General features: G+C 71.3%; 14 protein-coding genes. 9 read left to right on the top strand and 5 right to left on the bottom strand.

Translation table 11 applies throughout. The features are described 5' to 3' along the window. Positions 1-23 precede the first annotated feature (23 nt). Positions 24-398 (top strand): DUF742 domain-containing protein, encoded by a 375-nt coding sequence (locus tag ACQP2Y_RS43160; protein ID WP_184998576.1) that lies wholly within the window; start codon positions 24-26, stop codon positions 396-398. 1 nt (position 399) lies between these two features. Continuing rightward, positions 400-987 carry a GTP-binding protein gene (locus ACQP2Y_RS43155; RefSeq protein ID WP_433732321.1) on the top strand — a complete coding sequence of 196 codons (588 nt, stop codon included), beginning with the start codon at positions 400-402 and terminating at the stop codon, positions 985-987. A gap of 749 nt (positions 988-1736) precedes the next feature. Here the strand turns inward: ACQP2Y_RS43155 and ACQP2Y_RS43150 are convergent. The 5 genes from ACQP2Y_RS43150 to deoC all read right to left on the bottom strand — a co-directional run bounded on the left by ACQP2Y_RS43150 (position 1737) and on the right by deoC (position 8391). After that, entirely contained in the window at positions 1737-4076 is a 2340-nt protein-coding gene (locus ACQP2Y_RS43150; protein ID WP_433722237.1) for a transposase, read from the bottom strand. A 24-nt stretch (positions 4077-4100) separates the two neighbouring features. Beyond that, positions 4101-5021: a DNA primase gene (locus tag ACQP2Y_RS43145; protein ID WP_433722235.1), complete on the bottom strand. Its 921-nt coding sequence runs from the start codon at positions 5019-5021 to the stop codon at positions 4101-4103. Between the two features lie 92 nt (positions 5022-5113). Then, positions 5114-5965: an aldehyde dehydrogenase family protein gene (locus tag ACQP2Y_RS43140; protein ID WP_433732319.1), complete on the bottom strand. Its 852-nt coding sequence runs from the start codon at positions 5963-5965 to the stop codon at positions 5114-5116. Between the two features lie 37 nt (positions 5966-6002). Further along, a complete protein-coding gene (locus ACQP2Y_RS43135; RefSeq protein ID WP_433722233.1) occupies positions 6003-7436 on the bottom strand; it encodes an aldehyde dehydrogenase family protein in 1434 nt (477 codons plus the stop codon). A gap of 4 nt (positions 7437-7440) precedes the next feature. Beyond that, positions 7441-8391, bottom strand: coding sequence for a deoxyribose-phosphate aldolase (gene deoC, locus ACQP2Y_RS43130; protein ID WP_360822638.1), 951 nt, complete (start codon positions 8389-8391; stop codon positions 7441-7443). Positions 8392-8453: 62 nt separating this feature from the next. Here deoC and upp point away from each other — a divergent pair, with 62 nt between their 5' ends. The 7 genes from upp (at position 8454) to ACQP2Y_RS43095 (ending at position 15239) form a co-directional block, all read left to right on the top strand. Further along, positions 8454-9086: a uracil phosphoribosyltransferase gene (gene upp, locus ACQP2Y_RS43125; RefSeq protein WP_433722231.1), complete on the top strand. Its 633-nt coding sequence runs from the start codon at positions 8454-8456 to the stop codon at positions 9084-9086. 302 nt (positions 9087-9388) lie between these two features. Further along, positions 9389-10495, top strand: a complete 1107-nt coding sequence (locus ACQP2Y_RS43120; protein WP_433722229.1) for a DegT/DnrJ/EryC1/StrS family aminotransferase — start codon at positions 9389-9391, stop codon at positions 10493-10495. Then, positions 10492-11499 carry a Gfo/Idh/MocA family protein gene (locus tag ACQP2Y_RS43115; protein WP_360822632.1) on the top strand — a complete coding sequence of 336 codons (1008 nt, stop codon included), beginning with the start codon at positions 10492-10494 and terminating at the stop codon, positions 11497-11499. Before ACQP2Y_RS43120 ends, ACQP2Y_RS43115 begins: the two co-directional genes overlap by 4 nt. Then, entirely contained in the window at positions 11499-12695 is a 1197-nt protein-coding gene (locus tag ACQP2Y_RS43110; protein WP_433722227.1) for a glycosyltransferase family 4 protein, read from the top strand. Before ACQP2Y_RS43115 ends, ACQP2Y_RS43110 begins: the two co-directional genes overlap by 1 nt. A gap of 32 nt (positions 12696-12727) precedes the next feature. Next, positions 12728-13279 carry a hypothetical protein gene (locus tag ACQP2Y_RS43105; protein WP_433722226.1) on the top strand — a complete coding sequence of 184 codons (552 nt, stop codon included), beginning with the start codon at positions 12728-12730 and terminating at the stop codon, positions 13277-13279. Further along, positions 13276-14652 carry a glycosyltransferase gene (locus ACQP2Y_RS43100; RefSeq protein ID WP_433722225.1) on the top strand — a complete coding sequence of 459 codons (1377 nt, stop codon included), beginning with the start codon at positions 13276-13278 and terminating at the stop codon, positions 14650-14652. The genes ACQP2Y_RS43105 and ACQP2Y_RS43100 overlap by 4 nt, the downstream gene beginning before the upstream one ends. Then, positions 14649-15239, top strand: coding sequence for a hypothetical protein (locus ACQP2Y_RS43095; protein WP_433722223.1), 591 nt, complete (start codon positions 14649-14651; stop codon positions 15237-15239). Before ACQP2Y_RS43100 ends, ACQP2Y_RS43095 begins: the two co-directional genes overlap by 4 nt. Positions 15240-15282 lie beyond the last annotated feature (43 nt).

The following is a 15282-nucleotide window of genomic DNA, read 5'->3' as shown; positions in this document are numbered from 1 at the left end:
AAGGGATGGGGTGAGCGGTGACGATGCCCGAACGCGATGAGCCGACCGGAGCACTGGTCAGACCGTACGCCGTGACCCGTGGCCGGACCCGGCCGAAGCTGGAAATCGCGCTGGAAGCGCTCGTCGAGACCACCGTGCGTGGCCGCTCCACCGGAGCGGGCAGGGGCGGGAGCGAACACCAGTACATCGCGGCGATGTGCGACGGCGGCAGAGTGCAGTCGCTGGCCGAGATCGCCGCACGCATGCAACTGCCGCTCGGGGTGGCTCGAGTGATCGTCGCGGACATGGCCACCGATGGCCTGGTCGCGGTGTACGAGCCGACATCGCTTGATGATGAGTCCGATGCGGTGGGTACGGAACTGCTGGAAAGGGTGCTGAGTGGACTTCGCAGGCTCTGACATGTCGCGCCGGCCGGCCGCCGGGCGTGTGACATCGGCGAAGATTGTCATCGCCGGTGGTTTCGGCGTCGGTAAGACGACGCTGGTGGGGTCGGTCTCTGAGATCACCCCGCTGACCACCGAGGCGATCATGACCTCCGCCGATGTTGGTGTCGACGACAACCGGCAGGTGCCGGGTAAGACGACGACCACGGTGGCAATGGACTTCGGCCGGATCAGCATCGACCGGGATCTGATCCTCTACCTGTTCGGCACGCCTGGCCAGACGCGGTTCTGGTTCATGTGGGACGAGCTGGTCAGGGGAGCCATCGGTGCGGTGGTCATGGTGGACACGCGTCGGCTCGCCGACTGCTTCGCCGCCATCGACTTCTTCGAGCACCGACGGCTGCCGTACCTGGTCGCCATAAACTGCTTCGACGGTATGCAGTACCACAACGCCCAGGACGTTCGCGACGCGCTCGCGATCTCCAGCGACGTACCCGTGGTGAGCTGCGACGCCCGTAACCGTGAGTCGACGAAGAACGTACTGATCTCGCTGGTCGAGTATGTGCTGACTATGCGTCGCTCGCGTGCGGTAGCGCCGGCCTGACAGGCTGCTGAAGGTCCCGCTCTGTCCGACAGAGCGGGACTTTTGCATGCCCGCAGCAGTTTCGGGGGTGGCCGGTGGGCTTCCTCGCTGCGCCTGGCCGGAGCGTCGGGGTTGAGGTCGCCACCTCGCGCACGTGGCGGCGGTCCGGCGTATGGCCACCGCAACCCGGAGCGCGGCTGCTGGGTCCTTCTTCTGATGGCTCAGGCCCCCCGGCGAGGCTGAGTCGCCCGCCCGCCGCCGCTATCCTGCGCGCCGCGCCTTGCCAGGCCGCCCAGCCTTGCCAGGTCCGCCCGGCTCGCCTGGCCGCCTCGCCTGGCCGCCTCGCCTGGCCGCCTTGCCTGGCCGCCTTGCCTGGCCGCCTTGCCCGGCCGCCTTGCCTTACGAGGTCGGCTTGGCCCGCCGGCGCCCTGCCGGGCTAGCTCGGGCCCCGCCCCGGGCCAGCTCGGCCCCTACCGGGTCAAGGCCCTACACCAGGCCAGCCTGGGGCCTACCAGGCAGCCCGACGGCCCTCTGGGGCGTGGAGGGGAGCCGTGCGTGGCTTCGCGGGGGCCGAGCTGTGCGAAGCTGCCGGTCCTTGGAGCCCCGCCGAGACGTCCACCGGGCGGCTCCGCCAAGCCTCCCGATACCCAGCCCCTTGATCGTGACGCTCCAGGCGCCCCCGCAGCGAGCTCTCCCGAACGCAAAGCGCCCACACAGCAAAACGGCCACACCCCCACAGGAGGGCGTGGCCGTTCCGTCAAAGCGAGCTGTCAGCTGCTGCGATACCCAGCGTTCCGGTAGTCCTCCTGCTGGCCGCCGCCATCCCGGCTGAAGTCCCAGCCACCGGCCGCCTCACGGCCCGGTCGCCCACCGATCGCGTACCCGCCGATCTCCTGGCCGCGCCGCCACCCCCGGAAGTACCCCGTGGTGTGCGCCGCGATGCTCGCCGCATCCCGAACGATTCGCAGCGGGCGCTCTTCACGCAGCGGCGACCCCGGAACCAGGTTGGCCTGCGGAACCCGCTTCGGCAGGCCGGCCGACGTCTCGGCCGCCACCGACGGGGTCGCTGCCTTTTCCGCCGCGCGCCAGCCTGTGTCGGACGGGTTCGTCCAGTCCAGGTTTGTCGAGGCTTCCTCGTCGTGGCCCGTGAACCAGGCCGACCGCGCCGCCGCAAAGATCAGCAGGTCGCCGTCGCCTTCGGCCGGGACCGGGGGTGAGGTGCTGCGGTCCAGGGCGGTCAGGGTGGTGCGGCGGGCTGCCGCTCGGCCGTTGCGGCCGCCACGGTCGTCGACCAGGCGCAGTGGTGGCGGCTCGGTGATCGCTGTCACGTCGGCCGGGGTGTTGGTCAGGCCGTTGAGCACCGACTCCACCAGGCGCAGGGACGGCGGCTCCTGGGGCATGTCCTGCCACGGCGGGCGGACCCGGCCGTCTGACGGCGGGCTGCTCACCGCGGCGGGCGGCGGCGTGGCCGCTGCCTCGTCGCTGTTGTTCAGCAGCGGCCAGTTCGCGCGGGAGCCCGGCTCCGGGGTCTCCTGCGTCGAGCGCTGGGCCGGCATCGGCAGCGAGTAGTCCGTCGCGCCGTTCGCGGCCGGCTGTCCGTTGCGGGTGTTGGCCCGGGGCGGGATGACCGTGCGCTGGCGTTCGGCGCGGGCGCTGGTCATGGCCGCGTTGGTCAGGGTCGGGCGGAACGGCTGGCCGCTGTCCGCCGGCGGCACCGACGACGGGCGCGAGCCCGGGACGATCGGCGTCATGCCCGGCGGGGGCGGCGGGACCGAGACGGGCCGGCTGGCCGGGCCCGGATCGGGGGTACGGCTGGGCAAGCCCGACGCGGCAGCCGGAGCAACCGGCGGCGGGGTGACCGGACGCGGCGCGAGCGGCGGTGGCATGACCGGCTCGGGCGCGACGGGCGGGCTGGTCAGCGGGCGCGGCATCGCGGGAGCGTGGCTCGCCGCGGCCGGCTCGGGACGGTTGCGGCGGCCCAGCCGGGTGCCGGTCTCTGCCGGACGCAGGCGGGTGCCCGTGTCGGCAGCGGCGGGGCGGGGCATCCGGGTGCCGGTGTCCACCGGACGGGGCAGGCGGGTGCCCGTGTCCGTCGGGCGGGGCATCCGGGTGCCGGTCTCGGTGGAGCGCTGGTTCTCGGCGGCGCGGCGGGAACCGGCCTGGCGGCGGCCGGGGCTGCCGCTCAGCGACTGCGGGGTCACGCGGGCGACGAGCGTGCCGACCATGGCCTCGCAGGCGGAGTCGCAGGACCGGACGGCGCCGATCGCGTGCCGCACGGTGTCGGCTGCGGCCGACGACAGAGACTTGTTGATCCCGCCGCGGCGGGGGGACTCGCTGATCGCCACGACGAGCGCGGTGACAGCGGCGACGACCTGGTCGTCGGTGCCGGCGCCGGCGCGGGTCAGCTCCGCAGCCACGTCTTCGGCGACCTGGTCACTGTCGTGACCGCGGCCGGTGAGGCGGCCGGGCTCCGGGAGCGCGTCCAGCACGGCGAGGGCCAGCGGATGGGCCGGATCCGGGTACGCCCGCAGCGCCGCAGGATACAGCTCGCGCAGCACCTCGCGCAGCGATGTGGCAGCCGCGTGCCGGCCGTTGAGCATCGCGACGTGGGCAGCGAGCACCGGCTTGTAGCTGAGCAGCTCGCGCGGCGCCGGGATGGTGGCTGCCGCGAGGGCTCCGGCCTGCAGCGCGCGGGCAAGGCCCACGGCGCGACGGGCCGCCGGTGAGGCCGACATCTCCTCGGGGGAGTCGTCGTCGGCGAACCGTTCGGCGAAGTCGTCGGCTGAGTCGTCGTCGGCGACGGCGAGGGGACGGCCGGCTGCGGTCAGCAGCGACGTGACCATGTGGTCGTCGCTGTCGGCGGCGACCGCGGCGTCCGCGAAGCCACTCGTCCGTTCCACGAGCAGCGTGCCGAGCTGGGCATAGCCCCCCGGGTCGTCGCTGATCTCGTGGACGCCGAGCAGCCTTCCCGTGTCGTCCACCACGGCGATGGTCAGTTGCGAGCCGGCCGAGGCCGTCCGCACCGTCTCATCAGCCGACGCCAGACCGCAGTACACGCGCACGAGCGCCACGGCGTCGTCCTCCTCCCCGGGAGTGCTGTATTCGGCCAAGGACTGATGGTCCCTGTTGAGGGGTCAGTCGCGCCAGTCCACAGCGGCAGAGATCTTGCCGATAATCGAGCGCCAACCCAGACTCGCCTGTTGCGCCCCGATTTTACGCAGCTTGCGCCGTCCGAAGAAACCGCCCATTCCGCCACTCTCGGCCGACCGGAGAGACTCGTCCAGGTCGTCGAGCGGCGATCCCGGCGCCAAGGCCAGGATCACGGGCTTGAGGCGCAGAGCGTGACCCAGGTCCCGGGCCACCTCGCCGGCGGCGATCAGCAGCGGCAGATCCCACGTGTCGTGACCACCGCGCAGGTTCTCCACCACGAGGTCCAGCTCGTAACGGTCGTCCTGCGCCGGGTCGATGTCGCTCGACTGTACCCGTTCCACGACGGTCGGCCACGTGTCGAGCTGGGCCAGGTCGTGCGGTGCACCCGAACGAATGAAGGAGACCAGCGACTCCGGGGTCTTGAAGGTGAGCAGCTTGCCGCGGTGGCTCAGGAAGATCGGGACCTCTTCGTCCTCCTCCTCGGCCTCAGCAGCCTCTTCCGGCTCGTCGGCGAAGTCGGCCGCGTCGGGCTCGGCCACGACATCGCCGTCCTCGGTGGTGACCGTGCCGTCGGACTTGCGCTCCGACTTCGTGCCCGCGTCACCCTCGGCGACCAGGGCGGCGAACTCGTCGTCGACGATGACGCCGTCCTCCTCGGCAGCGCGGGCCGCGGCCGCACGCTCCCGGGCGTCGAACGGGTCGTCCTCGTCGGTCTCGATCTCGGTCGGCGTGAGCTCCGAGGCGAGCCGGTACGCCCGCAGCGTCAGCCCCACGCCGCCCGGCATGGCGATCTCGACGGGCGAGATTCGTACCTCGTCCCACAGCTCACGGCCGGAGAGCCCGTCCTTGACGACGGCCTTCTCCTCCTTGACCGTCGAGCCCTCTTCGGGCGACTGGCTGGTCACGGTGACCTCCGGGTTGGTTCAAGCGAGCTGTTCGGACGGGTGAGTCTGGGCACACACCTTAGTGTGCGCTCCTGAAAGGAGACCGACCGAGGTCAGAAACCCTTCGGATGCCAGACCGTCTTGGTCTCCAGCAGCGCCGTCATCGGCCGCAGTCCCGGATCGGCGGTGAAGTCGGGCGTGTCGGCCGGCGGGCGGACGACCCGCTTGAGGCTGCCGGCCGCGGACCGCTCCAGCTCGGTGGCGAGTTCGGGATCGGCCACGCCGGTGAGGTCGAGCGCGTTGACGTCGTCGTGCGAGGCGAGCCAGGGCGCGGTCTCGGCGGCGTGCCCGGTGAGAATGTTCACCACTCCGCCCGGGACGTCGGAGGTGGCCAGCACCTCGGCGAGGGTGACGGCGACCTGTGGCGTGGCGGTGAGCACCACGACCGTGTTCCCGGTGACGATCGCCGGCGCGACGACGCTGACCAGCCCGAGGAACGAGGCCGGGGCGACCACGCCGACGACGCCGGTGGGCTCGGGCGCGGAGATGTTGAAGTACGGGCCGGCGACCGGGTTGGCGCTGCCGTGCACCTGCGCGATCTTGTCGGACCAGCCCGCGTACCAGACCCAGCGGTCGACGGCCGCGTCCAGCTCGCCGGCCGCGACGCCCAGCGCGATGAACTCGTCGCGCCGCGCCTCGACCATCTCGGCGATCCGGTAGAGCACCTGGCCGCGGTTGTAGGCGGTGGCGCCGGCCCACTTCGGCTGCGCCTTGCGGGCGGCCACGACGGCGTCGCGGGCGTCCTTGCGGGAGGCGAGGGCCACGTTGTCGCCGTCCACGAGATAGGTCCGTCCTGATTCGCTGCGCGGGAAAGCCCCGCCGATGTACAGCTTGTAGGTCTTGCGCACCGCGAGCCGACCGGCCCGTGGGAAGTCCGCGGCCGGCGCGGCGGCGTCGCCGGAGATCTTGGCGGCCTTGGCGGCCTTGGCGGGGGACGGGGACTTAGGCAAGGTACGCCTCCAGGCCGTGCCGGCCGCCCTCGCGGCCGTAACCGGATTCCTTGTAGCCGCCGAACGGCGACGTCGGGTCGAACTTGTTGAACGTGTTGGCCCAGATCACGCCGGCGCGGAGCTTGTCGGCCATCGCCAGGATCAGTGAGCCCTTCTCGGTCCAGATGCCGGCCGACAGACCGTACGGCGTGTTGTTGGCCTTTTCGATCGCCTCGTCCGGGGTGCGGAAGGTCAGCACCGACAGCACCGGTCCGAAGATCTCCTCGCGGGCGATCCGGTGCGCCTGGGTGACGCCCGTGAAGATCGTCGGGGCGAACCAGAAGCCCTGGGCCGGCAGCTCGCACGGCGGTGACCACCGTTCGGCCCCTTCGGCGGCGCCGACGTCGGAGAGCTCGCGGATGCGGGCCAGCTGCGCGGCCGAGTTGATCGCGCCGACGTCTGTGTTCTTGTCCAGCGGGTCACCGACCCGCAGCGTCGCCATCCGGCGTTTGAGGGCGGTGAGCACCTCGTCGTACGCGGACTCCTGGACCAGCAGCCGCGACCCGGCGCAGCAGACGTGCCCCTGGTTGAAGAAGATGCCGTTGACGATGCCTTCGACCGCCTGGTCGATGGGCGCGTCGTCGAAGACGATGTTGGCCGCCTTGCCGCCCAGTTCGAGGGTCAGGCGCTTGCTGGTGCCGGCGACGGACCGGGCGATCTGCCGGCCGACCTCGGTGGAGCCGGTGAAGGCGACCTTGTCGACGCCGGGGTGCTCGACCAGGGTGCGGCCGGTCTCGCCGGCGCCGGTGATGATGTTGACGACGCCCGGCGGCAGGTCGGCCTGCTGGCAGATGTCGGCGAAGAAGAGCGCGGACAGCGGGGTGGTCTCGGCCGGCTTGAGCACGACCGTGTTGCCCGCGGCCAGGGCGGGCGCGATCTTCCAGGCCAGCATCAGCAGCGGGAAGTTCCACGGGATGACCTGCGCGGCGACGCCCAGCGGCCGGGGGTCGGAGCCGTAGCCCGCGTACTTGAGCTTGTCGGCCCAGCCCGCGTAGTAGAAGAAGTGCGCGGCGACCAGCGGCACGTCGACGTCGCGGGATTCGCGGATCGGCTTGCCGTTGTCCAGGGATTCCAGCACGGCCAGCTCGCGGGAGCGTTCCTGGACGATGCGGGCGATCCGGAAGAGGTACTTGGCGCGTTCGGCGCCGGGCAGGGCCGACCAGGGTCCGAAGGCCCGGCGGGCGGCGGCGACGGCCCGGTCGACGTCCTCAGCCCCGGCCGAGGCGACCTCGGCGAGGACCTCCTCGGAGGCCGGGTTGACGGTCTTGAAGACCCCTCCGGAGGACGAGGCGGGCACGAAGGCGCCGTCGATGAACAGGCCGTAGGACGGCGCGATGTCGACCACCGAGCGGGACTCGGGGGCCGGGGCGTACTCAAGGAAAGACATGGCCTCAGTCCAGCGTGAAGTAGTCCGGGCCGGCGTAGTGGCCGGTCGTGAGCTTGGTCCGCTGCATCAGCAGGTCGTTGAGCAGCGAGGAGGCGCCGAAGCGGAACCAGTCCGGGTCGAGCCAGTCGTCGCCGACCGTCTCGTTGATCAGCACCAGGTACTTGATGGCGTCCTTGGTGGTGCGGATGCCGCCGGCGGGCTTGACGCCGACCTGGCGCCCGGTCTGGGCCCGGAAGTCCCGGACCGCCTCGAGCATGACCAAGGTCACCGGCAGCGTCGCGGCCACGGGCACCTTGCCGGTGGAGGTCTTGATGAAGTCGGCGCCGGCCAGCATCGCCAGCCAGGAGGCGCGGCGCACGTTGTCGTACGTCCCCAGCTCACCGGTCTCCAGGATCACCTTCAGGTGGGCGGACCCACAGGCTTCCTTGACCGCGACGATCTCGTCGTACACGAAGTCGTAGCGACCGGACAGGAACGCGCCCCGGCTGATCACCATGTCGATCTCGTCGGCGCCGCCGGCGACGGCGTCGCGGGTGTCGGCCAGCTTGACGTCGAGCGGGGCCTGCCCGGACGGGAACGCCGTGGCCACGCTGGCCAGGTGCACGCCGGAGCCGGCCAGCACCTCGGCCGCGACCGGGACCATCGCCGGGTAGACGCAGATGGCGGCCACGCTGGGGCAGGTGGGGTCCGAGGGGTCGGGGCGCAGCGCCTTGGCCGACAGGGCCCGGACCTTGCCGGGGGTGTCGGCGCCCTCGAGGGTGGTCAGGTCGACCATCCGGATGGCCAGGTCGATCGCCGCCGCTTTGGCGGTGGTCTTCACCGACCGGGTGCCGAGGGCAGCCGCCCGCGCCTCGACGCCGACCTTGTCCACCCCGGGCAGTCCGTGCAGGAAAGATCGGAGATTGAAGGCGGAACCGGGCACGTTGGGCAGCCTCGACGTCGCTGTCGCAGTCATGAGAGGGATTCTACGCGGCCCACCGACAGTTGATCTTGAGGAACCCCGGTAGGTTGATCGGCGTGGACGTACTCGTCGTTGATCATCCATTGGCCCAGTCCCGGCTCACCGTCATGCGTGACGCGCAGAGCGACTCCGGAGCCTTCCGCGCCGCCCTGCACGAGCTGACCACCATGGTCGTGTACGAGGCCGCCCGCACCTTCGCCGTCGAGCAGTTCCCGGTCAGCACCCCGGTGGCGCCGACCCAGGGCACCCGGCTGGCCAACCCGCCGCTGATCGTGCCGGTACTGCGGGCCGGCCTGGGCATGGCCGACGCCGCCCTGGCGCTGCTGCCCGAGTCGTCGATGGGCTTCGTGGGCCTGGCCCGCGACGAGGCCACCTACGAGCCGCGCGCGTACATGGAGTCGCTGCCCGGTGACCTCGCCGGGCTGCCCGTGCTCGTGCTCGACCCGATGCTCGCCACCGGCGGCTCCCTGGTGCACTGCTGCCAGCTGCTGGTCGACCGGGGCTGCACCGACGTCATCGTCTGCTGCGTGCTCGCCGCACCGGAGGGCATCGAGCGGCTGCGCTCTTCCGGCCTGCCGCTGCGACTGGTCACCGCTTCGATCGACGAGGGCCTCAACGAGAAGATGTACATCGTCCCCGGCCTCGGTGACGCGGGCGACCGCCAGTTCGGCGGCATGCCGCGGTTCTGAAGGGATGAAATCCTGATGAACGTCGCCGGTAGCGCGGCGTGGGGGACAAATCACAGCCCGAGACATCCGGCGGCTATTTCCCGATCGAACTGCGAAACAGCTCACGGAAAGTGACAAGCGGCGGGCGTTTCTGGTAGCCCTATGGCACGTCAGTGATGGTTGCGGCCGATGCGTACGGTAGGCGATCTCACGTCTCGGTAAGGTACTGTTCCGGCCGCCAAGCGCCGTGCCGGTGCCGTCGAGCCACGTCACATGCTCACTCCCGGCGTTGCATCAGCCACGTGTACACAGGAGGACCGCCCATGTCTGGGCTGCAGGACGCCATTCCGCCCGCTCGTCCGGTCATCGGTGAGGCCGAGATCGAGGCCGCCGTTCGTGTCCTGCGCAGCGGCATGGTCGTGCAGGGCCCCGAGGTCGCCGCCTTCGAAGCCGAGTTCGGCGAGGTCGTCGGCGGCCGGCACTGCGTGGCCGTCAACTCCGGCACGTCGGCGCTGCAGCTCTCGCTGATGGCGCTGGGCTTCGGCCCGGGCGACGAGGTCATCGTCCCGTCGTTCTCGTTCGCCGCCAGCGCGAACGCGGTCCGCCTGGTCGGCGCCACCCCGGTGTTCGCCGACATCGAGGCCGGCAGCTTCTGCCTGGACCCGGACGCGGTCGCCGCCGCGATCACCCCGCGCACCGTCGCGATCATGCCGGTCCACCTGTACGGCCACCCGGCCGCGATGGACCGCATCATGCAGATCGCCGAGCAGCACAGCCTCGCCGTGGTGGAGGACGCCGCCCAGGCGCACGCCGCGGCCCTCGACGGCAAGCCCGTCGGCAGCTTCGGCGCGGCCGGGTGCTTCAGCTTCTACCCGACCAAGAACATGCACTCCCTCGAGGGCGGCATGATCAGCACCGGGGACGCCCAGCTCGCCCGTACCCTGCGCCTGCTGCGCAACCAGGGCATGGAGGCGCGCTACCAGAACGAGATCGTCGGCGCCAACATGCGGATGACCGACGTGGCCGCCGCGATCGGCCGCGTCCAGCTCGGACAGCTCGAGGCCTGGACGGAGAAGCGCCGCGCCAACGCCGCGTACTTCGACGCCAACCTCACCGGTGTGACGGTGCCGCCGGTGGCCGCGGGCGCCCGCCACGTCTACCACCAGTACACGGTCCGGGTGCAGGGCGACCGGGACGCGTTCCAGGCCGGGCTCAAGGAGCTGGGCATCGGCAACGCCGTCTACTACCCGACCCCGATCCACGAGCTGCGCCCGTACCTGAACGAGGACGGCCAGGTCGGCGACTGGAAGCTGCCGGAGACCGACCGCGCGGCCCGCGAGGTCGTATCGCTGCCGGTGTTCCCGAGCCTGACCCAGGAGCAGCTCGACCGCATCGTCGAGGGCGTCAACACCGTGGCGGCGAAGGCATGAGCGCGCCGAGCGGACTCCGCGCGGGCCTGATCGGTCTCGGTGCGATGGGGCGCAACCACGCCCGCGTGCTCAACCTGCTGGACGGCGTGCAGCTCGTCGGCGTGCTGGACCCGGCCCCGAACGCGGTGGCGCCGCACGGCGTGCCGGTCGTGACCGATCTGGAGCAGCTCCTCGCGCTCCAGCTCGACTACGCGGTCATCGCCTGCCCGACCGCCCTGCACGAGGAGATCGGGCTGCGGCTGGCCGAGGCCGGCGTGCACGCCCTGATCGAGAAGCCGCTGGCCCCGTCGGTCGAGGCGGCCGGCAAGCTGGTCGAGGCGTTCGAGAGCCGTGGCCTGGTCGGTGCGGTCGGTCACATCGAGCGGTACAACCCGTCGCTGCAGAGCCTGCGCACCCGGCTCGAGGCCGGCGAGCTCGGCGACATCTACCAGGTCGTCACCCGGCGCCAGGGCCCGTTCCCGGGCCGGATCGCCGACGTCGGCGTGGTCATGGACCTCGCCACCCACGACATCGACCTCACCGCCTGGGTGACCGGGCACGAGTATCTCGACGTCTCCGCGCGCACCGTGTCGCGCAGCGGCCGCCCGCACGAGGACATGGTCTCCGCCGTGGCCTCGCTGGGCGACGGCCTGATGGCCAACCACCTGGTGAACTGGCTCAGCCCGTTCAAGGAGCGGTCCACGGTCATCACCGGCGCCAAGGGCAGCTTCGTCGCCGACACGCTGACCGCCGACCTCACCTTCTACGCCAACGGCGCGGTGGACACCGAGTGGGAGGCCCTGCGGGCGTTCCGCGGGGTGGCCGAGGGCGACATGGTCCGGTACGCGATCCCGAAGCGGGAGCCGCTGCTCGTCGAGCACGAGCGCTTCCGTGACGCCGTGGAGGGCAAGGACAGCGACATCGTCACGCTGCGCCAGGGCATGCGTACGGTCGAGGTCGCGGAGGCTGTGCTCCGCTCGGCCACCAGCGGCACGACGGTCGTGATCCCCGCGAAGCGGGCGTGATGTCCGGCCCCGTCGCCGTCGTCACGCCCTGGTATCCCAGCTCCCAGCTGCCGTTCCGCGGCGCGTTCGTCCAGGCCATGACCGAGGCGACCGCACCCGGCACCACGTCGTTCACCGTGTACCACTGCGACAGCTGGGTGGCTCGGCTCTCGGCGGAGCAGGACGCCGAGATCACCGCGGCGTTCCGCGCGTTGATGCCGGCGGCGGGGGTCCCCAGCAAGACGGTCGGCGGGGCCGATCTCGTCACTGTGCCGGTGCCCATGCCGCGGGCGCTGCCGTTCGCGGAGCAGGCCCAGCGCGCCGCCGACGCGCTCAAGGTCGCGCTCGGCGGCCGGCCGCTCGACGCCGAGGTCGTGCACGCGCACGTCGGCCTGCTCGGCGGCCTGCCGGCCCTGCGCAACATGCGGCCCGGCAGCCGGCTGTTCGTCACCGAGCACGCCACGTTCCTGGACCGGATGCTCGCCGAGCCGGACGGCCACGCCGGCTACGCCGAGGTACTGGCGGCCTGCGAGGCCTTCTTCGTGGTCGGCGACGAGCTGCGCGAGCAGCTCACGACGGCCTTCCCCGAGCACGCGGACAAGCTGCGGCCGATCGCCAACCCGATCGACTTCGCGACCCCGCGGGCCGAGCCGGTAAAGACGTTGCACCGCTGGCTGTTCGTCGGCGGCCTGATCGAGCGCAAGGGCGTCACCTGGTTGCTCGAGGCGTTCGCCGCCTGCCGCCGGCAGGAGCCGGCTCTCACCCTCACTCTGGTGGGTGAGGGTGAGTTGCGCGGCCGGCTGGCCGCGCGGGCCGAGGAGCTGGGTGTGGCCGAGGCGGTGACCTTCGCCGGCGCACTGTCGCCCGTGGAGGCCCTGAGCCTCATGCGGGAGCACGACGTGCTCGTGCACCCGAGCCGCTACGAGACCTTCGGCGTCGTCGTGATCGAGGCGGCCGCGGCCGGTATGCCGGTCATCGTCACCCGTTGCGGTGGTCCCGAGCAGACGCTGGCCGGCATCGAGTCCGATGCCGGGCAGCTGATCGAGGTCGAAGAGGACAGCGCGGCCATCGTGGCCGGGTACGAGCAGTTGCGTGACCGGTTCCCCGACGGCATGGACCTGGACCGGGCCCGCCGCGTCCTGGCCGACCGCTTCGGCTACCAGGCGGTGGCCCGTCAGCACCACGAGGCCTGGTTCGCCCCGCAGTCCCGGCCCTGAGCCTGATCCGACCGACGGCATTCTGGAGCATCATGCGAGTTCTTTTCCTTGCCCTGGGTGCCAACCGGCGGCTGGCCGTGACCGAGGAGACCCGGACGCTGGCGGCGGCGGGTGAACGTCCCGTCGTGCTGGTCGACAAGGCGGAGGCCTGGGCCGGCGACGAGTTCCCCGCCGGCGTGGAGCTCGTCGAGCTGGCCCGGCTGGGCCGCGGGCACTGGCCGCTCGCCGCCGAGCGCCTCGTCCTCGACCGGGCGCCCAAGTCTCTGCTGCGGCGCGTCGGGGGCCGCCGCGGCAAGCGGCTGGTGTCGGCGTACGACCGGCGCATCGGCCGCCCGCTGCACCGGCGGGTTTTCCTGCCCCTGTACGGTCGGCTGTGGCGAGACGCCGGAGACCGCCCCCTGGCCGAGTTCAGCCGCCGGTGGGGACGGTTCGACACGCTCGTGGTGACGGACCCGCAGTCGTTCCCGGTCGCCCAGCGCCTCGCCGCGGCCGGGCGCCACCGGCCGCGTATCGCCTTCCGTATCGACCAGGTGACCAGCCCAGGGCATCAAGGGGAAACTGTGGACCATGAGGACAAGGTATGACCGCTAGCGAACGGCGTCCTCGCCTGCTCTATCTCGCCTTCTACTTCCCCCCGTCGCGGGCCAGCGGTGTCTACCGCGCCCGGGCGACGGCGAACCATTTCACGCGCGCCGGCTGGGACGTCACGGTCTTCGCCGCGCCGCTGGGATTCCTGTACGACGTGATCGGCTCCACCGACGAGAAGCTGATGGACACCGTCGACCCGCGGATCACCGTCGAGCGGCCCGAGCTGGACACCTTCCGGTGGGAGCACGAGCTGCAGAACATGAGCTGGTTCCGCGGCACGATGCCCACGGTGTCCAAGAAGTTCTTCGAGTGGCGCGAGGCCAAGCAGTTCCCCGAGCAGTACGTCTCGTGGGCTCGCTCGTCGGTCTCCAGGGCTCTCAAGCTGCACCGGCGGGAGAAGTTCGACGCGGTGCTGGCCACCGGCAACCCGTTCTCCGCCTTCGCCGCGGGCTGGGCGATCGGCAAGCTGGCCAAGATCCCGTACGTGATCGACTACCGCGACTCCTGGACCCTCGACCTGTTCAAGGATGAGCCGGCCTATCCGCCGAGGCACCCGACGTGGAAGTGGGAGCGCCGGGTGATCGGCAAGTCCGCGGCGACCGTCTTCGTCAACAACGCCCTGCGTGACTGGCACGCCGAGCGCTATCCGCAGGCGGCCGACCGGATGATGGTCGTGCCGAACGGCTGGGACCCGGATCTGCTGGAGCTGCCCTCGGCCGAGTCGGTGGAGACGACGGCTCCGCAGCGTCCGCTGAAGTTCGGCTATCTCGGCACGGTGACCACGCATCAGCCGGTGGAGGAGATGGCGGAGGCCTTCCGGATCGCCCGCACGCATCCGGATCTGGCCGAGGCTGAGCTCAACATCTTCGGTCACCTCGGCTTCTTCAGGCACAGCCACTCGAGCTTCCTACCCCGGCTCGGCCTGGACGCCGCGGGTCGGATCGATCCGGCCACGGACGCCGGGCTGCGGCTGCGCGGGCCGGTGTCCAAGACCGAGGTGTCCACGGTCTACGCCGACAGCGACGTGCTGGTGTTCCTGGCCGCCGGTGGACGGTACGTCACCTCGGGCAAGATCTTCGAGTACATGGCCACCGGCCGGCCGATCGTCTCGGTGCACGCGCCGGACATCGCGGCCCGTGAGGTGCTCGAGGGTTATCCGTTGTGGTTCCACGCCGACAGCCTCGACCCCGAGAAGCTGGCGCAGTCCTTCATCGAGGCCGGTCAGGCGGCTCGGGAGGCCGGTCCGGAGGTGCGCGAGGCCGCCCGCCGGCACGCCGAAACCTTCCAGCGGGACACGCTGCTCGAGCCGCTGGAGACCCGGATGCGCGCCTTCGTCCGATCTTCGACCGTTCAGGAGTTGTCGTCGTGAGCACGCCAGCCGACCCGGTGACCCGGCCTCGCGTCGTCATCCTCGCCCTCAGCTACAAGCTGAGGACGAGGGTGCGGTCCTATGTGCAGGACCTGGTGGACGCCGGGGTCGACATCGACCTGCTCGTGGCCGAGAACAGCAGCACGGAGGAGGCCGCTCTCGATCCGCGGGTGCGCGTCCACCGGGTGTTCGACGTCGAGGCGACCGACGTCACGATCCGGCGGATCGAGCGGGGCGTCCTGTTCACCCTGCCGGCGAAGGCGTTCGGCAAGGCGCGGTCGCTGACCGTCGGCCGGCCGGCGCTGAAGAAGGTGGACGCCGGCCTGGCGCTCACCCGGCGGGCCCAGTCGCGGGTGTCCAAGGGCATCCACAAGAAGATGTTCTGGCCGACGTTCAAGGTCATGCGTCCGTTGATCCTGTCCCGCAAGGGGCAGCAGCGGCTCGCCGAGCTGGATCTGGCCCGGGCCGACCGGATCGTGGCCGCCGACCAGCCGGCGGTGCCGCTGGCCTGGCGGCTGTCGCGGCGTTACCCGGGGGTCCGCACGACGACGGCCCTCGACCGCAAGCCGTACGTCGGCGACAAGTAGCTGAAACGCAAAAAAGGGCCCCCCGAGCGGGGGCCCTTTTTCC

It is taken from the genome of Actinoplanes sp. CA-051413, assembly GCF_050955795.1.
Classification (GTDB): domain Bacteria; phylum Actinomycetota; class Actinomycetes; order Mycobacteriales; family Micromonosporaceae; genus Actinoplanes.
The sequence above is the reverse complement of the archived record's forward strand: the minus strand, read 5'-3'. Positions and strand labels throughout refer to the sequence as shown.